A 21,659-nucleotide genomic window follows, 5' to 3' on the forward strand; every position below is an offset into this window, starting at 1 on the left:
ATGGCAAACAGCAAGAGACAACTGTTCCAGAAACGCCGTATGCGCGTCCGGAGCAAACTTCGCAAGGTCAATGCCGGCCGCCCCCGTCTTTCGGTGCACCGTTCGTCCAAGAACATGAGCGTGCAGCTGATCGACGACGTGAACGGCACGACCCTGGCCTCGGCCTCGACCCTGGAAAAGGATCTGGGCTTTGTCGGCAAGAACACGTTGGAAGCGGCGGCCAAGATCGGCGCGACCATCGCGGAACGCGCCAAGAAGGCAGGCGTGACCGAGGCGCAGTTCGACCGTGGTGGGTTCCTCTTCCACGGCCGGATCAAGGCGCTGGCAGATGCCGCCCGTGAGGGTGGCCTTAAGATCTAGGTGGGATGAAATCCCACCCTACGTGGTTTGCGTAGGGTGGGGCTTCGACCCACCAAAACGTTGCAGGCGGGTGAACCGCCTCGATGATCCGGACGCCCCATTGGCGGACTTGGATTGATACATCAAAGGGCAAAGGCCCGCAGAAAGGACGCCGCGTATGGCAAGAGATGACAATCGCCGTGGGGGTCGCGATCGCGACGAAACCCCGGAATTCGCCGATCGCCTGGTTGCGATCAACCGTGTTTCGAAAACCGTGAAGGGTGGTAAGCGCTTCGGCTTTGCCGCGCTCGTCGTCGTGGGCGACCAGAAGGGCCGTGTCGGCTTCGGCAAGGGCAAGGCCAAGGAGGTCCCCGAGGCCATCCGTAAGGCCACCGAGCAGGCCAAGCGCCAGATGATCCGCGTGCCGCTGCGCGAAGGCCGCACGCTGCACCACGACATGGAAGGTCGCTGGGGCGCCGGCAAGGTCGTCATGCGCACCGCGCCGACCGGTACCGGTATCATCGCCGGTGGTCCGATGCGGGCCGTGTTCGAGATGCTGGGCGTTCAGGACGTTGTCGCGAAGTCGACGGGCTCGCAGAACCCCTACAACATGATCCGTGCGACCCTGAACGGCCTGCAGAAAGAGACCAGCCCGCGCATGGTCGCACAGCGTCGCGGCAAGAAGGTCGCCGACATCCTGCCCAAGCGTGACGAGGCCCCGGCCGAGTCGTCCCACGTCGCAGAGGAGGCGTAAACCATGGCAAAGACCATCGTCGTCAAGCAGGTGGGCTCGCCCATCCGCCGCCCCGAGATCCAGCGCAAGACGCTGATCGGGTTGGGCCTGAACAAGATGCACCGGACCCGTGAGCTGGAAGACACGCCGTCGGTCCGTGGCATGATCAACAAGATCCCGCACCTTGTGGAGATCGTTGAAGAGAAGGGCTGAGGCCCCGGTGGGTTTTCACCCACCCTACGAGTTTGGCACCCCGGTCAGAGATGGCCGGGGTGTTTTTTTGTTTTAGGAGTGAAAGCTTGTTTTGAACCAGCGAGAAACGCTTCCGAGCCTATTGTGGGTACCTGCAGCCGAAATACTTTTGAAAATTCATAAAAGTACGTTCACTAACTCGCGCGATCTAATTCATCGATCATCGTGTGATCATAACCAATGTCGAGCAGGAGGGTCTTCACCCATTGTTCCATTTCATTTTGAGAAGGCAAACCTCCATTTGTTCTTATGAATTTATCAGCCTCAAGTTTAAGTGCTGTCCGAATTTGAGACTCAATTTCTGAGTTGCTGCTCTTGAGAAGGCGGCTTAGGCCGGTTGCATCGCGATCTACAACAACCGTATCTTCATCGATTTCCGCGGAAAGAAGCTGCAATTCTGGCAGTTTCACGTCAAATCCGCCGGGCGCGCTTTCGTTGCGAATTAGTTTCGCCAATTCAAGGTCGATACCGTACGAAAGAGTAACTGTTCCGTACGCGAGTGTTTGATCTTCGCCTAAGAAAGTTTCGCTGTCGTCTCGGGTCACGATTGAGTTTGTGACTATCCGTTGTGTCGTAAGCTTGGCCACTGTTTCGCTTCGGATCAACTGCGCGGCACCAGAATAGGTGGGAGGGCCGAAAACCGCATTGAAAGCAAGTGCACCGCATGCGCCTAGCGCGATGGCGCAAACCGAAAGACCGTACCAACGAAGCTTACTTGCCATCGGTTTCATCTAAATTGGAACAAACCGAAGTATTGCAAAGACTGCGACGACCATCAAAAGAATAGAAAGTAGTTTCACCTGAAGCGCTCCCAATACGACATATCGCTTCTAACCTAGATGCTGAGTTCTCTCTAGTTAATACTTCATGAATAATTCTTGTTGGAACTGGAAAAAAGCTGGAACAAGCGGTCACACCCTAACCAATCAGCGCGCATCCCAAGGTCTTGCGCAGCGCCTCGGTCAACTCGTCAACCGTATCGGTCGCCACGTACATGCCCCCGGTCTGGTCCGAGATGCAGCGGGCGATCGAGGAGCCGTCCGTGTAGATCCCGGCCTCGGGGCTGTCCCAGGCGAAAGGGTCGGCCACGACGCGGAAGCCGATGACATGCACGGTGAGGTTGGCGGAGGTGGCGGCAAGTTCGGCCCCGAGCGCGCAGGGTCGGCCGCCGCAGGTTTCGTTGCCGTCGGTCACCAGCACGACGATGCCCGGCGTGGTGGTGTGGTTCAGCACGCGGGCGGCCTCGGCCACGGCCTCGGTCAGCGGGGTCAGGCCGATCGGGTCCATCAGGTCGATGGCGTCGATGATGGGTTGGGCCGCGTCCGTGACAGGCGGGAATTTCAGGTTGATGCCATGGCAGGAGCCTTCGGGGCCGGGGCCATAGGTCAGAAGGCCTACGCGTCGCACCGGCGCGATCTGGGGCAGGACGCGGCGCAGGGCGGTGCGGGCGTCCTCGATCCGGGTGGGGGCGGTCTGGTCAAAGCCCACCTCGGCCATCGAGGCGGAGCCGTCAAAGACCAGCATCGCGTCGCGGCTGCAGTCCTGCGCCACGGCCCGCGGCACCGCGGGCAGGGCACAGGTCAGTACGGTAAGCGTTGTCAGCAGGACGCGTTTCATATTCAGATGAGACATCGCGGCGGGTCTGAAATCAAGACTGGCCCTTTTAAGGAGACACAAGATGTTCGTTAAGACGTTGGAAGAGGTTATCGGGACGGAGGACCACGCCAAGGGCGAGGCCTTTGAAAGCAGGCGACTTTTGCTGGCCCGGGACGATCTGGGCTATTCGTTTCACGACACGATCGTGAAGGCCGGAACCGTGCAGTTGCTGGAATACAAGGACCACATCGAGACCAATTATTGCATCGAGGGTAAGGGCGAGGTGGAGAACGAGACCACCGGCGAAGTGTGGCCGCTGGAGCCCGGCGTGATGTACGTGCTGGACCAGAACGATCCGCATATCGTGCGGGCGGAAACCAACCTGCGGTTCATCTGCATTTTCACGCCTGCCCTGACGGGACGCGAGGATCAGAACAAGACCGAGGCGGCGGGCGGTCCGGCGTGATGATGCGCGTCAATCACACAGGCGCGTATAGCTTTCGCGGGTGAAGTCGTAGCGCGAATTGATGCCATAGGGTGACGTGTAACCGTCCGACGTTCCAGTCGGTTCGCAGGCGTCATCGCCCAGGCGACAGTTGGGACGGATCTCGGTGCGGGAGACCTGGCAAAACACCTGTTCTTGGGTGCGAGGGGCCGCCGCTGTGTTCTGATCGAGGTCCATTTCGGTGAGGTCGACAAGGTGGCCTGCCTTGCGCCCGATACCACGCGTTTCAAATGTGAGCGGAGTTTCGAGGTGGAGGGTCTTCTGGCCGGCGAAGCGTTCCTCGGCGCTGTGCCAGACCGTTCCGTAATCGAAGCGCAGGCGATAGGTTCCGGGCGGCACGAGAACGCGGAAGAAGACGCCGCCGCGGATATAGGCGGCAAGAGCTTGGGTGTCGGTTTCGTTGTCTGTCAGCGTGACGATATAGTCCGCGCCGGGCGGGCTTTTGACCTGCAAAGGAAAGGTGAGGGGCAGGCCGGTGCGGTTCCACATCAGGCCGGGATCGGGCCGTCCGTCAGCAGCGCGGGCGGTGCCGGACAAAAGGCAGACAAGAGCGATGAGGGTAAGAACGGCGCGCATGGGATGAATGTAGGTGCGGGCGGCCGGAAGGGCAAAGGTTGCGTGGTGACTCGAACGTTAATGCCGCGAATACAGCGAAACCCACGTCGGTATTGCGTCGGTATTCCCATCGGTATCGCGACGGTGCCGGTGTCGGCCCCCGACCGATTAACGGACAGCGCGCTGCCCGTGGCGCCATTTGCCGCGTCGCGCCACGCTGGCTGCGGATTTCAGCAGGGTGCCGTGGCAAAAACTCGGCCCATCCCGGGATCGTGGTCGATGGTCTGTAACTGCCGCAGATGCACCGGTGCTCCGCCAGACGCATTTCTCGTTAACCGGGCTTTAAAGCCAATGCCCTAGAAATTCACATGGCGATCGGGGATTGAACCAGACCCGCATTTTGCGGTGACGCTGGGCCGCCTCATGCAAAGGCAAACGGGCAATGGCGAGCATTTATGACCTGCTCGAGGTCACGATCATCAGCGCGAACACGACCTATTCGGAGGAGAATGGGAACCTGCTTGGCGTGGTCGACGGCGCCAGCGGCACGGAACTGGACGACGGGGAATTCGACGAGGGCGACCTGATCTCGATTGGCGGGACGATCTATACCATCGATCTGATCCAGGAGCCGTCATCGTCAGGCAGTCTCCTGCTGGGTGACGGCAGCACGCGAAGCTTTGGCCCGCAAAACGAAGACAATCTGGATGTGATGTTCCTGACCGTGTCGAACGGGGGCACGACGCGGTATTTCATCCTGCCCAACGACAGTTATGGCGACCTGACCGTTCAGTCGGTGACGACCGGCGGGATCACCGATGTGGCCGGCAACGACGCGGCGGTGATCGGGACAACGGATGACGAGGTGAACGTGGTGTGTTTCGCCGCCGGGACGATGATCGCGGTGGCGGAGGGTGGCGCCCGGCCGATCGAGACGCTGGCGCCAGGGGATCTGGTGCTGACCGCCGATCACGGGCCGCGCCCGGTGCGCTGGCTCGAGCATCACGCGATCAACGCCGCGTCGCTGGCGCGAAACCCGCACGTGCGTCCGATCCGCATATCCGCCGGGGCGCTGGGGCAGGGCCTGCCCGACGCGCCGCTGGTGGTGTCGCCGCAGCATCGCATCCTTGTCAGATCGAAAATCGCGCAGCGGATGTTCGGCCAGTCCGAAGTGCTGTTGCCGGCGAAATTCCTGCGGGGCGTGACGGGGGTAGAGACGGACCCGCGCGACGGAGGTGTGGACTATTACCACGTGGTGATGGACCGGCACGAGGTGCTGTTCGCCAACGGTGTCGGCGCCGAGAGCCTTTATCGCGGGCAGGAAGCGATGAAGACGTTGCGCAGCGCGCAAAGCGCGGCGCTTGCAATGCTGGGTGCCAGTCGGACCGCGGCAAGGGGCGACGTGCCCGCGCGGCTGTTTGCGCAGGGCGGACGGGGCCGGCGGCTGGTGGAGCGGCATCTGAAGAATGCGCGCGCATTCGCTTGAATGAACTCGGTATTTGAGCGGGGGTATGGTGGGTTATCACCCACCCTACGGGACTATTCGCCGGAGGAGGGTTTGCCGCGGTCGGCGGAGATCACGCCGAAATCCTTGGAGGCCGAACCGCCACCTGCGATACTGAAATACCCTTCGGCGGCCAATCCGCGCTTGAGCAACTCGCGCACGGCCGCCGCCCGGCTGGGCATGTGGGCCTTGAACCGCCAGTCGTCGAGAGCCTTGAGCTCGTCGTCCGAGATCATGACTTGTAATCTTTCCAAGCGTTTGGAGTTGGAATCGGGCATCCTTCGATCCTTCCGAGATCTTGAATTCTTACTTAGGCCTATACTCAGCTTAGTCAAGCTGAGTGTGTTACTCAAGTTGAGCAGTATTTGCATTTTACTCTACTTGAGGAATGTTGTCATATTAAGGCAATGAAATCATTAGTAAATTTTCGGAATATGGTTATATGCTGCCTTATGAAGGCACATTCCGAAAATGAAGTTCAAAGTTTAGTTTCCCATCCGGACGCGCAGGCGGGCCGGGGCGATGATCTTGATTTGATGCAGCCGGACACTGAAAGCGACGGCAGCATCGCAACCGTCGCCGCGACACCGGTCGCGCCCGGCCATGGCGTGCTGCGGCGGGTCCTGGTGGTCGAGGACGACCCATTGATCGGCGAGGACATCGCGTGCACGCTGGACGAATGCGGGTTCAGCGTGGTTGGCCGGGTTCAGACGCTGAGCGATGCGCTGCGGTTTGTGCAAGATCGTTCCGGGCAGTTGGACTGCGTCGTGCTGGATATCGACCTTGGCGGGCAAAGTTGCCAACCGTTGGTGGCGTCGCTGGAGGCGCGAAAGGTGCCCTATGCGCTGGTCACGGCCCACAGCCCGGACGTGGTACACGAACTTGGGTTCCGGGCGCCAGTGATCGAAAAGCCATTCCAGACTGCGCACTTGTCGATGCAGCTTTCGGGGCTGTTTTCGCAAGAGCGGGCAGAGGCCTGACGCGACCGGGACATCGCCCCTTGATCGGCCGGCACAACGGGTCTATACGCCCCCGGTGGTCAGACATGACCCGATTCACATGAACCAAGACATGCCGTGGTTGGCCCTATCGCTTCGGGGGTCACATCCGGCTTAGGAGAAGCGACATGAAACTGAATGAACTGCGCGACAACGAAGGCGCGACCAAACGCAAGAAACGTATCGGACGTGGCCCTGGCTCTGGCATGGGCAAGACCGGTGGCCGTGGTATCAAGGGTCAGAAATCCCGTTCGGGCGTGGCGATCAACGGGTATGAAGGCGGCCAGATGCCGCTGTATCAACGGCTGCCCAAGCGCGGCTTCAACAAGCCCAACCGCAAGAAATTCGCCGTCGTGAACCTGGGTATGATCCAGAAATTCGTCGACGCCAAGAAGATCGACGCAGGGTCCACCATCACCGAGGACACGCTGGTTGAAAGCGGCCTGGTGCGCCGCAAGCTGGACGGTGTGCGCATCCTGGCGAAGGGTGAAGTGACGGCGAAGCTGACGCTGGACGTCACTGGCGCATCGAAATCGGCAGTCGACGCGGTCGAGAAAGCCGGTGGTTCGCTGAACGTGGCGAGCGCAAAGGCGGCTGAATAAGAGGTTGTGAGCGGGCGTCTCGCCCCTTACATACACCCCTAGTTTTCCTTATAAACGCCGCCTGGCCGGAAAACGGCCTAGGCGGCGTTTGCATAAAAAAGAGATCCGCATGGTATCTGCAGCAGAACAAATGGCGGCGAACACGAGCTGGTCCGCCCTGGGCAAGGCCACCGAGCTTCGCAAGCGCATCTTCTTCACCATCGGCCTGCTTATCGTCTACCGGATCGGGACCTATATCCCGGTGCCGGGCATCGACGGGGCAGAGCTGCGCAACTTCATGGAAGGCGCGGCATCGTCGATCGGCGGGATGCTGTCGATGTTCACCGGCGGGGCGCTGGGACGGATGGGTGTCTTCGCGCTGGGGATCATGCCCTATATCTCGGCCTCGATCATCGTGCAGCTGATGACGGCCATGGTGCCGGCATTGGAGCAGCTGAAGAAAGAGGGCGAGCAGGGGCGCAAGAAGATCAACCAGTACACGCGCTATGGCACGGTGTTCCTGGCCACGTTGCAATCCTATGGTCTGGCCGCGTCGTTGCAGGCGGGGGATCTGGCCTCGAACCCCGGGTTCTTCTTTATCGCAAGCTGCATGATCACGCTGGTCGGGGGCACGATGTTCCTGATGTGGCTGGGTGAGCAGATCACCGCGCGGGGCGTGGGCAACGGCATCTCGCTGATCATTTTCGTGGGCATCATCGCCGAGGTGCCCGCCGCGCTGGCACAGTTCTTTGCCAGCGGCCGGTCGGGCGCGATCAGCCCGGCGGTGATCATCGGCGTGATCGTGATGGTCGTGGCGACGATCGCCTTCGTGGTGTTCATGGAGCGGTCCTTGCGCAAGATCCACATCCAGTATCCGCGCCGCCAGGTGGGCATGAAGGTCTACGACGGCGGGTCGAGCCACCTGCCGGTCAAGGTGAACCCGGCGGGTGTGATCCCGGCGATCTTTGCGTCGTCGCTGCTGCTGTTGCCGGCCACGGTCAGCACCTTTTCGGGCAGCGATACCGGCCCGTTCATGTCGACCCTGCTGGCCTATTTCGGGCCCGGGCAGCCGCTCTACCTGGTGTTCTTCACGGTGATGATCGTGTTCTTCGCCTATTTCTATACCTACAACGTGGCGTTCAAGCCCGATGACGTGGCCGACAATCTGAAAAACCAGAACGGCTTTGTTCCCGGCATCCGCCCCGGCAAGAAGACGGCGGAATACCTGGAATACGTGGTGACGCGGATCCTGGTACTGGGCTCGGCTTACCTTGCGGCAGTTTGTCTCCTCCCGGAAATCCTGCGTGGACAGTTTTCCATACCTTTCTATTTTGGCGGCACTTCGGTCCTCATCGTGGTATCGGTGACCATGGACACGATCCAGCAGGTCCAGTCGCATCTTCTGGCGCACCAGTACGAGGGCCTGATCGAAAAGTCGCAGTTGAGCGGCAAGGGCCGTAAACGGTCGCGCAGAAAAGGGACAGGACGTCGATGAATATCATACTTCTCGGACCGCCGGGGGCCGGTAAAGGCACGCAAGCACACATCCTGGTCGAGGAGCGGGGCATGACCCAGCTTTCGACGGGCGACATGCTGCGCGAGGCCAAGGACAGCGGCACCGAGATGGGCAAGGTCGTGGCCGACGTGATGGCGCGTGGCGAGCTTGTGACGGACGAAATCGTGATCGGTCTCATTCGCGAGAAGATCAACGGCGAGAATGGTAGCGGCTTCATCTTTGACGGGTTTCCCCGGACGCTGGCACAGGCCGACGCGCTGGCGGAACTGCTGGCCGAGACAGGCCAGACCCTCGATGCGGTCGTGGAGATGCGGGTGGATGACGAGGCGCTGGTGCAGCGCATCACGGCACGCTCGACCTGTGGCGGGTGCGGCGCGGTCTATAACGACATCACCAAGCCGTGGCCCGCGGATGGCAAATGTGCCAATTGCGGCTCGACGGACGTGAAGCGCCGGGCGGACGACAACGAGGACAGCCTCAAGCAGCGGCTGATGGAGTACTACAAGAAGACCTCGCCGCTGATCGGGTATTACTATGCCAAGGGCGATCTGGAGACGATCGACGGGCTGGGCGAGATCGACGAGGTCAAGGCCCGCATCGCGGGCGCGTTGGAAGGCTGAACGCCGCCTGTGCGTCCGTGCCGAATGGCCTTTAAACCTTGAGGTTTTGCCGATATGCACAATTCTCTTGACAGAGGGTTGACGCCTCGGGCGTTTGCTTCTAGACGACACCATCTCTGACGAGAACATGATTCCGGCGCGGGTCGCGCCCGCCCGAGAATCGATCACCTGAATTCAGCTGCGGCCCGGAGCAATCGCCTCGGGCCTACGTTGTGAAAAAAGGGTCTGGAGCTACGGACCCGCAACGAAAGGACATGACACGTGGCACGTATCGCCGGCGTTAACATCCCGACCCACAAACGGGTCCCGATCGCCCTGACCTACATCACCGGAATCGGCCAATCCTCGGCCAAGGCCATCTGCGAGGCCGTCAATATCGACCTGACCCGCCGGGTCAACGAGCTGAGCGACACCGAAGTGGTCGCCATGCGCGAGCATATCGACGCCAACTACATGGTCGAAGGCGACCTGCGCCGCGAAGTGCAGATGAACGTCAAGCGCCTGATGGACCTTGGTTGCTATCGCGGCCTGCGCCACCGTCGGAACCTGCCGGTTCGCGGCCAGCGCACCCATACCAACGCACGCACGCGCAAAGGCCCCGCGAAGGCCATTGCCGGCAAGAAGAAGTAAGGGAGGGCTGACAGAATGGCACGAGATACCCGCCGGACCAAGAAGAAGGTCTCCAAGAACATTGCCACGGGCGTGGCGCATGTGAACAGCTCGTTCAACAACACCAAGATCCTGATCTCGGACGTGCAGGGCAACGCGATCGCGTGGTCCTCGGCCGGCACGATGGGCTTCAAGGGGTCGCGCAAGTCGACGCCCTATGCCGCCCAGATGGCCGCCGAAGATGCCGGCCGCAAGGCGCAGGAACATGGCATGAAGACGCTGGAAGTCGAAGTGCAGGGGCCCGGGTCGGGTCGCGAAAGCGCGCTGCGCGCCCTGGCTGCCGTCGGCTTCAACATCACGTCGATCCGCGACGTGACGCCGATTGCCCACAATGGTTGCCGCCCGCCGAAGCGTCGCCGGGTCTAAGACCGATTTTCTGGGTGGGGCCGCGTGAATTTTCACGGCCCCATTCCGTTATTTTGAAACCTCGAGCGTCTCGGAGGCCTATGGACATGGGGCCGGGGACAAGGATGGAGGGACCGCATGATCCATAAGAACTGGGCAGAATTGATCAAGCCGACGCAGCTTGAGGTGAAGCCGGGCAACGACCCGCTGCGCCAGGCGACCGTCGTGGCCGAACCGCTGGAACGTGGCTTTGGCCTGACGATGGGCAACGCGCTGCGCCGCGTGCTGCTGTCGAGCCTTCAGGGTGCGGCGATTACCAGCGTGCAGATCGACAACGTGCTGCACGAGTTTTCCAGCATTGCCGGTGTCCGTGAAGACGTGACAGATGTGGTGCTGAACCTCAAGGGTGTCGCAATCCGCATGGAAGTCGAAGGGCCCAAGCGCCTGTCGATCTCGGCCAAGGGGCCGGGCGTTGTGACCGCGGGTGACATCGCCGACAGCGCGGGCATCGAGATCCTGAACAAGGAACACGTGATCTGCCACCTCGACGAGGGCGCGGACCTGTTCATGGAACTGACGGTGAACCAGGGCAAGGGCTATGTCGCCGCCGACAAGAACAAGCCGGAAGACGCGCCGATTGGCCTGATTGCCATCGACGCGATCTATTCGCCGGTGGTGAAGGTCAGCTATGACGTGCAGCCTACGCGCGAAGGCCAGGTCCTGGACTATGACAAGCTGACGATGAAGCTGACGACCGATGGCTCGCTGACGCCGGAAGACGCCGTGGCCTTTGCCGCGCGTATCCTGCAGGATCAGCTGTCGATCTTCGTGAACTTCGAAGAGCCGGAATCGGCGCAGCGCCAGGACGACGACGACGGCCTGGAGTTCAACCCGCTGCTGTTGAAGAAAGTGGACGAGCTGGAACTGTCGGTGCGGTCGGCCAACTGCCTGAAGAACGACAACATCGTCTATATCGGCGACCTCATCCAGAAGACCGAAGCTGAGATGCTGCGCACGCCGAACTTTGGCCGCAAGTCACTGAACGAGATCAAGGAAGTGCTGTCGGGCATGGGCCTGCACCTTGGCATGGATGTCGAGGACTGGCCGCCGGACAACATCGAGGATCTGGCGAAGAAGTTCGAGGACCAGTTTTAAGAAGGTGGGGTGAAACCCCACCCTACGGGTTGCCCGCCCTAGGGCGGACAACTTTCGGGTGACGCGCCACTTTCCAAGCGACGCTTACCCCAAGGAGAGTCGGTGACACGCATCGCCGGCCGGACAAAGCAAAACCGCCCGTAGAGGGCAACAAACGGAGTAAGAAACATGCGTCACGCACGAGGCTATCGCCGCCTGAACCGCACCCACGAGCACCGCAAGGCGCTGTGGGCGAACATGGCCGGCTCGCTGATTGAACACGAACAGATCAAGACCACCCTGCCGAAAGCCAAGGAGCTGAAGCGGGTCGTCGAGAAGCTGGTCACGCTGGGCAAGCGCGGGGACGTCCACGCCCGCCGCCAGGCCGCCGCCCAACTGAAGCAGGACATGCATGTCGCCAAGCTGTTCGACGTGCTGGGCCCGCGCTACAAGGAGCGCCAGGGCGGGTACGTCCGCGTTTTGAAGGCGGGTTTCCGTTACGGTGACATGGCGCCGATGGCTATCATCGAATTCGTCGAGCGCGACCGCGACGCCAAGGGGGCCGCCGACAAGGCCCGCGTCGCCACCGAGGACATGGGCGGCGAGGCGTAAGCCCCGTTCATCTCGTCTGGAAACAGAAACGCCGCCGGAAATATCCGGCGGCGTTTTTCGTTCCGGGGCGCGGGCGATCAGGCGCCTTCGAGCTCTTTCTTGACCAGCTTTTCGATCTCGTCGACGGGATGCCCCGCGAGGTTCTTGGGGATCTCGCTGACCACTTTCGCCGTGACCTCCTTGTGCATGTCGTCGCGCAGGTGGCCCAGCACCTTGGGCGCGGCGACGAGGATCAGGCGGTCGTATTCACCCTTGTGCGCGGCCTGGTAGAGCAGATCGGACAGGTCGGCGGCGAAGCGTTCCTTTTGCAGTTCGTGCCAGTCGGTGTCGTCCATCGCGGACAACTGCCCGACCCCGGTGTCCTGCATCCGGCCGGGGCGGTTGGCCGATTGCTCGATATCCGAGGGGTTTTCCTGCTCCTCGGTATCCATGACCTCGAGGTTGGGATCCTGGTGATCGGTGAGGTTGCGCAGGAAAAGCGCCTTTTCGCTGTCGGTCACAACGACCCAGGTCCCTTGTTTGAGTTCAGTCATCGCGTTTCTCCTTGCCGGTGCCGTGATGGCCGCCCAGATTGCCTTCGCCCTTTTCGTCTTCCTTGGTGACGCGGGTTGCGCCGGCGTCGTCATTGGTCGCGCGTTTGAGCGAGTCGCGCGTGCCGACCTTGCGTTCCAGATTGCCGTCGGCGCGGCCTTGCTGGTCGGGGGTGGGGACGTCTTCGACGAACTCTTCGGTTTCGCTTTTGCCGTCCTTGGATCTGTATCTCTCTGCCATGGTGGTACCTCCTGTCAGGAAAACGCCTTGTGGGGCGGGGGGTTCCATCGGGCGGTGCGGGTGTCGGGGGCGGGAGCGAGGGGCCAGCCCCTCGCGCACCCCGGAGTATTTCGGGAACGATGAAGGGCGGGGCGTGGGTGCTTGCATCAAAGGCGCTGGGGGCGCATATCACGGGACATGGTGAGATGGATATATGCCCTTGTTCTGTCCGTGACGCTGGCGGTGCCGGCGGGGGCGGAGATGCGCGTGCCCGAGAGCCAGGGCGAGATCAGCATGGGCTTTGTGCCCGTGGTCAAGGCGGCCGCGCCGGCGGTGGTGAACATCTATGCGCGGCGGGTGGTGAACACGCGCTCGAGCCCGTTCCGGGGCGATCCGTTCTTCGAGGAATTCTTTCGCGATTTCGGCGGGCCAAGGCAGCGGGTGGAAAACTCGCTGGGGTCGGGGGTGATCCTGAGCGCGGACGGGATCGTGGTGTCGAATTACCACGTGGTGGGGATGGCGACGGACATTCGCGTGGTGCTGAACGACCGGCGGGAATTCGAGGCGCGGGTGCTGCTCTCGGACGAGGAAAGCGACCTGGCGATCCTGAAGCTGGAGGGCACGGCGGACATGCCGGCGCTGGAGTTGCGCGACAGTGACACGGTCGAGGTGGGTGAGCTGGTGCTGGCGATCGGCAACCCCTTTGGCGTGGGCCAGACGGTGACCAGCGGGATCGTGTCGGGGCTGGCGCGATCAGGCGCGGCCACCGGCAATGCGCGGGGGTATTTCATCCAGACCGACGCGCCGATCAACCCCGGCAATTCGGGTGGGGCGCTGGTGGATATTCGTGGCCGGCTGGTGGGGATCAACACGCGGATCCTGAGCCGGTCGGGCGGGTCGAACGGGATCGGCTTTGCCATCCCTGCCGCGCTGGTGGCGCAATTCGTGGCGCAAGCAGAGGCGGGAAACACCGCGTTCGAACGGCCCTGGGCCGGGATCAGCGGCCAGCCGGTGACGGCGGACATGGCCGAGGGGATGGGCCTGAATGTGCCGGGCGGCATCATCATTTCGCAGTTGCATCCCGCGAGCCCGTTTGCCGCGGCCGGGTTCCAGGCGGGCGATGTGATCACGGCAGTGGACGGGCAGGCGGTGAACGCGGCGCCGGAGATGATTTACCGAATGTCGGTGGCCGGGATCGGCGGCGAGACGCGGGTGACGCGCGTGCGGGACGGCGCTGCGGAGGATGTGGTCCTGCGGCTGGGGCCTGCACCGGAAGAGCCGCCACGGGAGGTGACGGAGACCGGGGCGCAAAGCGTCATCCCGGGAATGACGGTCGGCAACATCAACCCGGCCGTCATCGCAGAACTGGGCCTGCCACTGATGGCGGAGGGGGTCGTGGTGCTGGAGGCGGGGCGCGCGGGGCAGCGGGCCGGGCTGCGGCCGGGGGACATCCTGCGCGGGATCAATGGCGTGGATGTCGAGGCCCCTGGCATGGTCGAGCCGCTGCTTGAGGCGAGCGGACGGTGGCTGCGCCTGGACGTGCAGCGGGGCACGCAGCGCAGCACGCTGCGGTTCAGGCTGTAGCCATGGGGGATCTGTTCGATAGCGGCCCCGAAGCCAAACCGGAGGCTGGGTCCGACAAGGCGCATGACAGCGCACCGCGCCCGCTGGCCGACAGGCTGCGGCCCAAGGCGCTGGCCGAGGTGATCGGGCAGGAGAAGGTGATCGGGCCGGATGGGCCGCTGGGCGTGATGCTGGCCTCGGGCAGCCTGACGTCACTGGTGTTCTGGGGGCCGCCGGGGGTGGGCAAGACCACCATCGCGCGACTGCTGGCGGATGAGACGGACCTGCATTTCGTGCAGATCAGTGCGATTTTTTCCGGCGTGCCGGAGCTGCGCAAGGTGTTCGACGCGGCAAAGCACCGGCGGACGAACGGGCAGGGGACACTGTTGTTCGTGGACGAAATCCACCGCTTCAACAAGGCGCAGCAGGACGGGTTTCTGCCGCATATGGAGGATGGAACGATCCTGCTGGTGGGGGCCACCACGGAGAACCCGAGTTTCGAGCTGAACGCGGCCCTTCTGAGCCGGTCGCAGGTGCTGGTGTTGGAGCGGCTGACCCTGGCGGAACTGGAGCGACTGGCGCAGCGGGCCGAGAAGGAGCTGGACCGGGCGCTGCCGCTGGACGGCGCGGCGCGGGAGTCGCTGTTGGAGATGGCGGACGGGGACGGGCGCGCGCTGCTAAATCTGATCGAGCAGGTGGCGGCGTGGAAGACCGACACCAAGCTGGACACCAATGCCCTGACCGCGCGGCTGATGAAGCGGGCGGCGCAGTACGACAAGTCCGGCGACGCGCATTACAACCTGATTTCGGCGCTGCACAAATCGGTGCGCGGGTCGGACCCGGATGCCGCCCTCTACTGGTTTGCGCGGATGCTGGACGGGGGCGAGGACCCGCGATACCTGGCGCGGCGGATCACGCGGATGGCGGTGGAAGATATTGGCCTCGCCGATCCGCAGGCTCAGGCGGTTTGCCTGCAATCGTGGGAGACCTACGAGCGGCTGGGTAGCCCCGAGGGTGAACTGGCACTGGCGCAGGCGGTGACGTACCTGGCGCTGGCGCCGAAGTCGAACGCGGCCTACGTGGCCTACAAGGCGGCGATGCGCGCCGCCAAGAAAACCGGCAGCGAGCCGCCGCCCAAGCATATCCTGAATGCGCCCACCTCGTTGATGAAGGAGCAGGGCTACGGGTCAGGCTATGCCTATGACCACGATGCCGAGGACGCGTTTTCGGGGCAGAATTACTTTCCCGACACGATGGAGCGGCCCGAGCTGTACAAGCCGGTCGAGCGCGGGTTCGAGCGGGAGCTGGGCAAGCGGGTGGCCTATTTCGCAAGGCTGCGGGCACGCAAGGATGGCGATCGAGACTAGACGAATCCCACGCTGCGATTGTTGCTGGTACGCGGATATGTCGTTTTTTGAACAGTCGGTGATTGTCCCTTGCCGGGGCGTGAAAACGCCTTGATTGCAAGCGGTTCAACAGTGCTGGCTAGTGTTTTGAACGTGCGAAAAAAAATTGTGATGCGTCATATGAAGGCTGGAAGCGACATTTTTTTCGTGTTTTGGTAACATCATGTCGTAAATGAGCCGCCCGTTCAGGGGAAACGACGCAAAGCTGCTTCGAAGGGCCGCGAAAGATGGCCTGGGAACAGAATAGTCATAGGGAGACGTCATGACTGATATCAAGGATCAAATTCTGCTGGATCGACTGGCAGACGCGGCCCGCGAAGGGAAGATCTCGCGCCGGTCGTTCATGCACTACGCCGCCGCGGCGGGACTGACGACCACGGCCGCGACCGGCTTGTGGACCGGCGCCGCTAAGGCACAGCCGGCAAAGGGCGGTACGTTCCGCCTCGGGATGCACGACGGCAATACGTCGGATTCGCATGATCCCGGCACCTACGTCACCTTCTCGATGATCCAGGTGGCGCATACCTACCGGTCCTACCTGACGCTGATCGAGCCCGATGGCTCGCTCGGGCCGGACGTGGCCAGCGAATGGAGCGCGAGCCCGGACGCGAAGGAATGGACCTTCAAGATCAACGAGAACGCGACGTTCCACAGCGGCAACAAGGTGACCGCGAAGGACGTCATCGCGTCGATGAACCACCACCGGGGCGACGACACGACATCGGCCGCGAAAGCGCTGTTGTCGGACGTGCAGGACATCACGGACAACGGCGACAACTCGGTGACCTTCGTGCTGGGCACCGGCAACGCCGACCTGCCGTGGCTGATGACCGACTATCACCTGGCGATCGTTCCGGCCAACGAGGACGGCACGGCAAACTGGCAGTCGGGTGACGGCTGTGGCCCCTACAAGATGGAAGAGGCCGAGTTCGGCGTGCGCTACAGCCTGACCCGCCACGAGGGTTGGCACTTGGAAGGCGCGTATTTCGACGACCTGCAGCTGATCGTCCTGAACGACCCGAACGCGCGCCAGACGGCGCTGGTGACGGGCGATGTGGACGCGGTGACGCAGCTGGAGTTGAAGACGCTGGCGCTGCTGCAGCGCGACCCCAACATCGAAATCGACGACGTGCCGTCGGCGGCGGCCATCACCATGCCGATGCTGTGCGACACGGCACCGTTCGACAATGTGGACGTGCGCAACGCGCTGAAGCTGTCGATGAACCGGGACGAGCTGATCGAGAAGATCACCTTCGGCGCGGCCACCAAGGCGAACGATTTCCACCATTCGCCGGCGATGCCGTACTTCCCGGAAGGCATCGAGCAGCGTGAATATGATCCCGACCAGGCGAAATCGCTGCTGAAGAAAGCCGGCGCCGAGGACCTGACGGTGAACCTGAGCGTGGCCGACTCGGTCTTCTCGGGCGCGGTGGACATGTGTGTTCTTTACGCCGAGCACGCCAAGGCCGCTGGCATCACCATCAACGTCAACCGCGAGCCGAACGACGGCTACTATTCCGACGTGTGGCTGAAAAAGCCGTGGTGCGCGGTGCAGTGGGGCGCACGCCCGACGCCGGACGTGATGTACTCGCTGGCTTACAAGGACGACGCGGCCTGGAACGAGAGCCGGTGGCAGAACGAGCGGTTCAACGAACTGCTGCTGCAAGCCAAGGCCGAGCTGGATGACGAACTGCGTGCCGAGATGTACCGCGAGATGGCGATCCTGGCGAAGGACGATGGCGGTACCGTCATCCCGTTCTTCCCGAACTTCGTCTACGCGCGTCGCAAGAACGTGCAGCATGGTGAGAACCTTGCACCCAGCTGGCAGATGGACGGCGCGCGCGCCTGCAGCCGCTGGTGGTTCGCAGACGTATAAGAGGTTTTGCCCCGGCACCAAGGTGCCGGGGCAAACTTTTGGAGGGGGCGGGACACCGCCCCGTCCGGGCCGACGGGACGGCCGACAAAGCGCAGCAATAGCGCATGGGGCACGTCGCACCGTCATAACAAAATAAGCTGTGCGGATGCGGCCCATGGACGGGCAAGGCGGACGCCCAACAGCAGGAGGGACATATGGGAGACATCTTAACGCTTGTCGGCAAGCGTCTTGGTCTCGGATTGATCATCCTTTTGGTGATCTCGTTGATTATTTTCTTCATGGTCGAGCTTCTTCCCGGCGACATCGCGCAGGCGGTGCTGGGACAGTCGGCGACGCCGGAGAACCTTGCGGCGCTGCGCAGGGAAATGGGCCTCGACCAGCCCGCGATCGTCAGATATCTCGAGTGGCTCGGCCAGGCCGTCACCCTGGATTTCGGCAGCTCTATCGTGACCGACGCGCGAGTGACCGAGATCATCGGCGAGCGGTTCATGAACACGCTGTTCCTGGCGGCCTACGCGGCCGTGATCGCGGTGCCGGTGTCGATCATCCTCGGGGTGATCGTGGCGCTGTTGCGCAACTCGATCTTCGACCGGGTGGCCAACGTGGTCTCATTGTCGTTCATCTCGTCGCCGGAATTCTTCCTGGGCTACATCCTGATCCTGTATTTCGCGGTGAAGTGGGGCATGTTCCCGGCCATCGCGAGCCTGAGCGAGGGGATGAGTTTCCTCGATCTGCTGGAGCGCACCTTCCTGCCGGCGCTGACGCTGGTGCTGGTGGTCATGGCGCACATGATGCGGATGACCCGCGCGGCGATCATCAACCTGCTGGCCAGCCCCTATATCGAGATGGCGCGCCTGAAGGGCGCACCGCCCTGGAGGGTGATCGTGAAACACGCGCTGCCCAACGCCTGGGCGCCGATCATCAACGTGGTCGCGCTGAACCTTGCCTACCTGATCACCGGCGTGGTGCTGGTGGAAGTGGTGTTCGTCTATCCGGGCATCGGCCAGGCGCTGGTGGACGCGGTTTCCAAACGCGACTTCCCGGTAGTGCAGGCCTGCTGCCTGATCTTCGCGGCGACCTTCATTCTTCTCAACCTTGCAGCCGACGTTGGTGCGATCCTCACCAACCCGCGCCTGCGGCACCCGAAATAAGGAGGGCGGACCATGGTATTTGTAATCCTCTACTTCGCCCTGTTGCTTCTGCTGTCATGCGGGGCGGCTTATTACAACCAACGCTCGGCTTTCCTGTTGCTGTTCTCGCTGACGCTGGTGTCGCTGATCCTTGCGATCATCGGGGGCATTCCGGCGCTGCGCTTCGTGGCGATTGCCGCGGGACTGCTGCTGGGGGCGGGCATGATGTCCTATGCGTTCCGCGAGTTCCTGACGGCGCTGGCGAGCGACGAGATGGCCAAGGAGTTGCGCACCGCGCCGCTGACCGCGGCCTTCGGGATGTTCGTGATCTTCGTCGTGGCGATCATGGGCATCTTCGCCCCGGCCATCGCGCCGCATGGCGAGGCCGAGATCATCAGCCAGGCCTTCGCGCCGCCGGACAACAACATGCTGCTTGGCGCCGACCAGCTGGGCCGGGACATGTTCAGCCGCATCATCTATGGCGCGCGGAACACCGTGGCGCTGGCGCTGTGCGGCACGGTGCTTGCGTTCATCCTGGGCGCGATGGCGGGCCTGTTGGCGGCCACGAAAGGTGGATTCTTTGACGGCACGATGGGCCGGATCGCGGACGTGATCATGTCGATCCCGTCGCTGATCTTTGCCCTGCTGATGCTGTCGATCTTCGGCGGGTCGCTGGCCGCGCCTTCGACCAGCTTCTGGCTGCTGTTCGGATTTGCCGTGGTCGTGGGGGCGCTGTTCCTCATGGCGGCGGCGTATTCGGCGCTCAGCTGGGTGGTCGGCGCCGCGATTGTCGCCGGTGTCGCCTTTGCCTTTGCGCTGGCGGGCACGTCGCTGTTCGACGCCTCCGAGATCATCCTGATCCTGGTGGTCGCGATCATCTACTCGCCGCGGGTCTTCCGCCTGACGCGGGCGGTCGCGGGCAACGTGGTGGTGATGGACTATATCGAGGCCGCCAAGCTGCGCGGTGAAAAGAACTGGTACCTGATCCGGCGGGAGATCCTGCCCAACTCGACCGCGCCGCTGGTGGCGGAGTTCGGGCTGGAGTTCTGCTTCGTGTTCCTGCTGATCGCGGGGCTCAGTTTCCTTGGGCTTGGCATCCAGCCGCCTACGGCGGACTGGGGGTCGGTGGTGCGGGAGAACGCGACGCTGATTTCATTCGGTGAGATCACGCCGCTTATTCCGGCCGCGTCCATCGCGCTTTTGACCGTGGCGGTCAATTTCGTGGTGGACTGGATGCTGCACCGGTCCTCGGGCTTGAAGGAGTAAAACGACATGGGCTTGAAAAAAACAGATGTCCTTCTGAAAATCCGGGACCTGAAGATCCAGGGCTACTCGGACGAAACCTGGGTCGACATCATCAAGGGTGTCGACCTGACCCTGCACCGCGGCGAGGTGATGGGCCTGATCGGGGAATCCGGCGCGGGCAAATCCACCATCGGCGCGGCCGCGATGGGCTATGCCCGGGACGGCACGCGGATCGTGGAGGGCTCGTCGATCGAGTTCGACGGGATCGAGCTGACCACGTCGTCGGAGGCCGAGAAACGGGCGCTGCGCGGGTCGCGCATCGCTTATGTGGCGCAGTCGGCGGCGGCGTCTTTCAACCCGGCGCACAAGCTGATCGACCAGCACACCGAAGCCCCCGTGCAGTACCGCATCAAGAAGCGGCTGGAGGCGCAGGAGGACGCGATCGAGCTGTATGAACGATTGCGCCTGCCCAATCCGGGCGAGATCGGGTTTCGGTATCCGCATCAGGTGTCGGGGGGCCAGTTGCAGCGGGCGATGACGGCGATGGCCATGTCGTGCCGGCCTGACCTGATCATCTTTGACGAGCCGACGACGGCGCTGGACGTGACCACCCAGATCGAGGTGCTGGCGGCGATCCGCGATATCGTGGACCAGTTCAACACCGCGGCGATCTACATCACGCACGATCTGGCCGTGGTGGCGCAGATGGCCGACACGATCAAGGTGCTGCTGAAAGGCGAGGAGGTCGAGGAAGCGCCGACCGACCAGATGCTGGAAAATCCGCAGGAGGATTACACCAAGTCGCTCTGGGCCGTGCGCAGTTTCACCAGCCCGCAGAAGCATCGCCCGACGGATGGCACGCCGCCGCTGATTTCGGTCAAGAACGTGGATGCGTCCTATTCGAACGGGCCGAAGATCCTCGATGACGTGTCGTTCGACATCTACGAGGGGATGACGGTGGCCGTAGTGGGCGAATCCGGGTCGGGCAAGTCAACGACCGCGCGGGTGATCACCGGGCTGTTGCCGCCCTCGAAAGGCGAGGTGCTGTTCAAGGGCGAGCCATTCCCGGCGAGTTACAAGGACCGCTCGAAGGACCAGCTGCGGCAGTGCCAGATGATCTACCAGATGGCCGATACCGCGCTGAACCCCAAGGTGCAGATCTCGGAGATCATCGGGCGGCCGGCGCAGTTCTATTCGGGTCTGAAAGGCACGGCGCTGAAGACGCGGGTGGACGAGCTGCTGGACCTGATCGAGCTGGAGCCGTCGAAATACTACAACCGGTATCCGCCCGAATTGTCGGGCGGTCAGAAACAGCGGATCGGGATCGCCCGGGCGCTGGCGGCAGAGCCGACGTTCATCGTCTGCGACGAGGTGACATCGGCGCTGGACCAGCTGGTGGCGGAAGGGATTTTGCGGCTGCTGGACCGGCTGCAGAACGAGCTGAACCTGGCCTACATGTTCATTACGCACGACCTTGCCACGGTGCGGTCCATCGCCGACGAGGTGGTGGTGATGCAGAACGGGCAGGTGGTGGAACAGGGGCCGAAGGACGACATGTTCACGCCACCGCACCACCCCTATACCGACCTGTTGCTGAGCTCGGTGCCGGAGATGGATCCGAACTGGCTGACGACGCTCTTGGAAGAGCGCGGCGTCGACAATATCGGCGACGCGGCCTCCGCCAAGATCGACCCGGACGACGACAAGGTCGAGGGCACGCAGGTCTGAGA

25 protein-coding genes are annotated in these 21,659 nt (G+C 62.6%); 19 read left to right on the forward strand and 6 right to left on the reverse strand.

Translation table 11 applies throughout. The features are described from left to right. The 3 genes from rplR (at position 1) to rpmD (ending at position 1,285) form a co-directional block, all read left to right on the forward strand. Positions 1-360 carry a 50S ribosomal protein L18 gene (gene rplR, locus C2I35_RS06155; protein ID WP_103762151.1) on the forward strand — a complete coding sequence of 120 codons (360 nt, stop codon included), beginning with the start codon at positions 1-3 and terminating at the stop codon, positions 358-360. 157 nt (positions 361-517) lie between these two features. Further along, positions 518-1,093 (forward strand): 30S ribosomal protein S5, encoded by a 576-nt coding sequence (rpsE, locus tag C2I35_RS06160; RefSeq protein WP_103762152.1) that lies wholly within the window; start codon positions 518-520, stop codon positions 1,091-1,093. 3 nt (positions 1,094-1,096) lie between these two features. After that, positions 1,097-1,285 carry a 50S ribosomal protein L30 gene (gene rpmD, locus C2I35_RS06165; RefSeq protein WP_057795009.1) on the forward strand — a complete coding sequence of 63 codons (189 nt, stop codon included), beginning with the start codon at positions 1,097-1,099 and terminating at the stop codon, positions 1,283-1,285. A 173-nt stretch (positions 1,286-1,458) separates the two neighbouring features. Here the strand turns inward: rpmD and C2I35_RS06170 are convergent, their stop codons facing one another. Beyond that, entirely contained in the window at positions 1,459-2,046 is a 588-nt protein-coding gene (locus tag C2I35_RS06170; RefSeq protein ID WP_170067133.1) for a DUF4230 domain-containing protein, read from the reverse strand. Positions 2,047-2,242: 196 nt separating this feature from the next. Further along, positions 2,243-2,956, reverse strand: coding sequence for a vWA domain-containing protein (locus tag C2I35_RS06175; protein ID WP_245890416.1), 714 nt, complete (start codon positions 2,954-2,956; stop codon positions 2,243-2,245). Positions 2,957-3,002: 46 nt separating this feature from the next. Between C2I35_RS06175 and C2I35_RS06180 the strand changes: the two genes are divergently transcribed. Continuing rightward, a complete protein-coding gene (locus C2I35_RS06180) occupies positions 3,003-3,386 on the forward strand; it encodes an ectoine synthase (RefSeq protein ID WP_103762154.1) in 384 nt (127 codons plus the stop codon). A 9-nt stretch (positions 3,387-3,395) separates the two neighbouring features. Here C2I35_RS06180 and C2I35_RS22300 read toward each other — a convergent pair whose 3' ends face one another. Next, on the reverse strand, positions 3,396-4,001 hold the full coding sequence (locus C2I35_RS22300; protein ID WP_211286114.1) for a hypothetical protein: 606 nt from the start codon (positions 3,999-4,001) through the stop codon (positions 3,396-3,398). 421 nt (positions 4,002-4,422) lie between these two features. On the opposite strand from C2I35_RS22300, the gene C2I35_RS06190 reads away from it, so the two are divergent. Then, positions 4,423-5,466, forward strand: a complete 1,044-nt coding sequence (locus C2I35_RS06190) for a Hint domain-containing protein (RefSeq protein WP_103762155.1) — start codon at positions 4,423-4,425, stop codon at positions 5,464-5,466. A 53-nt stretch (positions 5,467-5,519) separates the two neighbouring features. Here the strand turns inward: C2I35_RS06190 and C2I35_RS06195 are convergent, their stop codons facing one another. Continuing rightward, complete coding sequence (locus C2I35_RS06195) at positions 5,520-5,762, reverse strand: hypothetical protein (RefSeq protein ID WP_103762156.1); 243 nt, start codon at positions 5,760-5,762, stop codon at positions 5,520-5,522. A gap of 258 nt (positions 5,763-6,020) precedes the next feature. On the opposite strand from C2I35_RS06195, the gene C2I35_RS06200 reads away from it, so the two are divergent. The 8 genes from C2I35_RS06200 (at position 6,021) to rplQ (ending at position 11,959) form a co-directional block, all read left to right on the forward strand. After that, positions 6,021-6,464 carry a response regulator gene (locus tag C2I35_RS06200; protein WP_170067134.1) on the forward strand — a complete coding sequence of 148 codons (444 nt, stop codon included), beginning with the start codon at positions 6,021-6,023 and terminating at the stop codon, positions 6,462-6,464. Positions 6,465-6,610: 146 nt separating this feature from the next. Next, on the forward strand, positions 6,611-7,084 hold the full coding sequence (rplO, locus tag C2I35_RS06205) for a 50S ribosomal protein L15 (RefSeq protein WP_103762158.1): 474 nt from the start codon (positions 6,611-6,613) through the stop codon (positions 7,082-7,084). 109 nt (positions 7,085-7,193) lie between these two features. Beyond that, positions 7,194-8,558, forward strand: coding sequence for a preprotein translocase subunit SecY (secY, locus tag C2I35_RS06210; protein WP_103762159.1), 1,365 nt, complete (start codon positions 7,194-7,196; stop codon positions 8,556-8,558). Next, positions 8,555-9,199 (forward strand): adenylate kinase, encoded by a 645-nt coding sequence (locus C2I35_RS06215; protein ID WP_103762160.1) that lies wholly within the window; start codon positions 8,555-8,557, stop codon positions 9,197-9,199. Before secY ends, C2I35_RS06215 begins: the two co-directional genes overlap by 4 nt. A gap of 261 nt (positions 9,200-9,460) precedes the next feature. Then, on the forward strand, positions 9,461-9,829 hold the full coding sequence (rpsM, locus tag C2I35_RS06220; protein WP_103762161.1) for a 30S ribosomal protein S13: 369 nt from the start codon (positions 9,461-9,463) through the stop codon (positions 9,827-9,829). Positions 9,830-9,844: 15 nt separating this feature from the next. Continuing rightward, positions 9,845-10,234, forward strand: a complete 390-nt coding sequence (rpsK, locus tag C2I35_RS06225; protein ID WP_007817184.1) for a 30S ribosomal protein S11 — start codon at positions 9,845-9,847, stop codon at positions 10,232-10,234. Positions 10,235-10,351: 117 nt separating this feature from the next. Continuing rightward, positions 10,352-11,368 (forward strand): DNA-directed RNA polymerase subunit alpha, encoded by a 1,017-nt coding sequence (locus C2I35_RS06230; protein WP_057795023.1) that lies wholly within the window; start codon positions 10,352-10,354, stop codon positions 11,366-11,368. Between the two features lie 168 nt (positions 11,369-11,536). Further along, positions 11,537-11,959 carry a 50S ribosomal protein L17 gene (rplQ, locus tag C2I35_RS06235; protein ID WP_103762162.1) on the forward strand — a complete coding sequence of 141 codons (423 nt, stop codon included), beginning with the start codon at positions 11,537-11,539 and terminating at the stop codon, positions 11,957-11,959. Positions 11,960-12,036: 77 nt separating this feature from the next. Here the strand turns inward: rplQ and C2I35_RS06240 are convergent, their stop codons facing one another. Then, the gene (locus C2I35_RS06240; RefSeq protein ID WP_103762163.1) at positions 12,037-12,492 is read right to left on the reverse strand and encodes a host attachment family protein; all 456 of its coding nucleotides are present in this window, start codon (positions 12,490-12,492) and stop codon (positions 12,037-12,039) included. Further along, positions 12,485-12,730, reverse strand: coding sequence for a hypothetical protein (locus C2I35_RS06245; protein ID WP_103762164.1), 246 nt, complete (start codon positions 12,728-12,730; stop codon positions 12,485-12,487). The genes C2I35_RS06240 and C2I35_RS06245 overlap by 8 nt, the downstream gene beginning before the upstream one ends. A 177-nt stretch (positions 12,731-12,907) precedes the next feature. On the opposite strand from C2I35_RS06245, the gene C2I35_RS06250 reads away from it, so the two are divergent. The 6 genes from C2I35_RS06250 to C2I35_RS06275 all read left to right on the forward strand — a co-directional run bounded on the left by C2I35_RS06250 (position 12,908) and on the right by C2I35_RS06275 (position 21,657). Beyond that, a complete protein-coding gene (locus C2I35_RS06250) occupies positions 12,908-14,293 on the forward strand; it encodes a trypsin-like peptidase domain-containing protein (protein WP_103762165.1) in 1,386 nt (461 codons plus the stop codon). A 2-nt stretch (positions 14,294-14,295) separates the two neighbouring features. Beyond that, complete coding sequence (locus tag C2I35_RS06255; RefSeq protein WP_103762166.1) at positions 14,296-15,639, forward strand: replication-associated recombination protein A; 1,344 nt, start codon at positions 14,296-14,298, stop codon at positions 15,637-15,639. 301 nt (positions 15,640-15,940) lie between these two features. Then, positions 15,941-17,554, forward strand: a complete 1,614-nt coding sequence (locus C2I35_RS06260; RefSeq protein WP_103762167.1) for an ABC transporter substrate-binding protein — start codon at positions 15,941-15,943, stop codon at positions 17,552-17,554. Positions 17,555-17,748: 194 nt separating this feature from the next. Further along, on the forward strand, positions 17,749-18,705 hold the full coding sequence (locus tag C2I35_RS06265; protein WP_103762168.1) for an ABC transporter permease: 957 nt from the start codon (positions 17,749-17,751) through the stop codon (positions 18,703-18,705). A 12-nt stretch (positions 18,706-18,717) separates the two neighbouring features. Then, a complete protein-coding gene (locus C2I35_RS06270) occupies positions 18,718-19,950 on the forward strand; it encodes an ABC transporter permease (protein WP_103762169.1) in 1,233 nt (410 codons plus the stop codon). A 6-nt stretch (positions 19,951-19,956) separates the two neighbouring features. Continuing rightward, the gene (locus tag C2I35_RS06275) at positions 19,957-21,657 is read left to right on the forward strand and encodes an ABC transporter ATP-binding protein (RefSeq protein WP_103762170.1); all 1,701 of its coding nucleotides are present in this window, start codon (positions 19,957-19,959) and stop codon (positions 21,655-21,657) included. Positions 21,658-21,659 lie beyond the last annotated feature (2 nt).

The sequence above is a fragment of the Roseovarius confluentis genome, assembly GCF_002917925.1.
Lineage (GTDB): Bacteria > Pseudomonadota > Alphaproteobacteria > Rhodobacterales > Rhodobacteraceae > Roseovarius > Roseovarius confluentis.

Excerpts from the sequence above, each read along its gene's own strand:
- C2I35_RS06265 (WP_103762168.1), top strand. The coding sequence starts at position 17,749 with ATGGGAGACATCTTAACGCTTGTCGGCAAGCGTCTTGGTCTCGGATTG.
- C2I35_RS06230 (WP_057795023.1), top strand. The coding sequence starts at position 10,352 with ATGATCCATAAGAACTGGGCAGAATTGATCAAGCCGACGCAGCTTGAG.
- C2I35_RS06180 (WP_103762154.1), top strand. The coding sequence starts at position 3,003 with ATGTTCGTTAAGACGTTGGAAGAGGTTATCGGGACGGAGGACCACGCC.
- C2I35_RS06245 (WP_103762164.1), bottom strand. The coding sequence starts at position 12,730 with ATGGCAGAGAGATACAGATCCAAGGACGGCAAAAGCGAAACCGAAGAG.
- C2I35_RS06175 (WP_245890416.1), bottom strand. The coding sequence starts at position 2,956 with ATGTCTCATCTGAATATGAAACGCGTCCTGCTGACAACGCTTACCGTA.
- rplQ (WP_103762162.1), top strand. The coding sequence starts at position 11,537 with ATGCGTCACGCACGAGGCTATCGCCGCCTGAACCGCACCCACGAGCAC.
- rpsK (WP_007817184.1), top strand. The coding sequence starts at position 9,845 with ATGGCACGAGATACCCGCCGGACCAAGAAGAAGGTCTCCAAGAACATT.
- C2I35_RS06270 (WP_103762169.1), top strand. The coding sequence starts at position 18,718 with ATGGTATTTGTAATCCTCTACTTCGCCCTGTTGCTTCTGCTGTCATGC.
- C2I35_RS06195 (WP_103762156.1), bottom strand. The coding sequence starts at position 5,762 with ATGCCCGATTCCAACTCCAAACGCTTGGAAAGATTACAAGTCATGATC.
- C2I35_RS06170 (WP_170067133.1), bottom strand. The coding sequence starts at position 2,046 with ATGGCAAGTAAGCTTCGTTGGTACGGTCTTTCGGTTTGCGCCATCGCG.
- secY (WP_103762159.1), top strand. The coding sequence starts at position 7,194 with ATGGTATCTGCAGCAGAACAAATGGCGGCGAACACGAGCTGGTCCGCC.
- rplR (WP_103762151.1), top strand. The coding sequence starts at position 1 with ATGGCAAACAGCAAGAGACAACTGTTCCAGAAACGCCGTATGCGCGTC.
- rpmD (WP_057795009.1), top strand. The coding sequence starts at position 1,097 with ATGGCAAAGACCATCGTCGTCAAGCAGGTGGGCTCGCCCATCCGCCGC.
- rpsE (WP_103762152.1), top strand. The coding sequence starts at position 518 with ATGGCAAGAGATGACAATCGCCGTGGGGGTCGCGATCGCGACGAAACC.
- C2I35_RS06260 (WP_103762167.1), top strand. The coding sequence starts at position 15,941 with ATGACTGATATCAAGGATCAAATTCTGCTGGATCGACTGGCAGACGCG.
- C2I35_RS06255 (WP_103762166.1), top strand. The coding sequence starts at position 14,296 with ATGGGGGATCTGTTCGATAGCGGCCCCGAAGCCAAACCGGAGGCTGGG.
- C2I35_RS06200 (WP_170067134.1), top strand. The coding sequence starts at position 6,021 with ATGCAGCCGGACACTGAAAGCGACGGCAGCATCGCAACCGTCGCCGCG.
- C2I35_RS06215 (WP_103762160.1), top strand. The coding sequence starts at position 8,555 with ATGAATATCATACTTCTCGGACCGCCGGGGGCCGGTAAAGGCACGCAA.
- C2I35_RS22300 (WP_211286114.1), bottom strand. The coding sequence starts at position 4,001 with ATGCGCGCCGTTCTTACCCTCATCGCTCTTGTCTGCCTTTTGTCCGGC.
- C2I35_RS06240 (WP_103762163.1), bottom strand. The coding sequence starts at position 12,492 with ATGACTGAACTCAAACAAGGGACCTGGGTCGTTGTGACCGACAGCGAA.
- C2I35_RS06250 (WP_103762165.1), top strand. The coding sequence starts at position 12,908 with ATGGTGAGATGGATATATGCCCTTGTTCTGTCCGTGACGCTGGCGGTG.
- rplO (WP_103762158.1), top strand. The coding sequence starts at position 6,611 with ATGAAACTGAATGAACTGCGCGACAACGAAGGCGCGACCAAACGCAAG.
- C2I35_RS06190 (WP_103762155.1), top strand. The coding sequence starts at position 4,423 with ATGGCGAGCATTTATGACCTGCTCGAGGTCACGATCATCAGCGCGAAC.
- C2I35_RS06275 (WP_103762170.1), top strand. The coding sequence starts at position 19,957 with ATGGGCTTGAAAAAAACAGATGTCCTTCTGAAAATCCGGGACCTGAAG.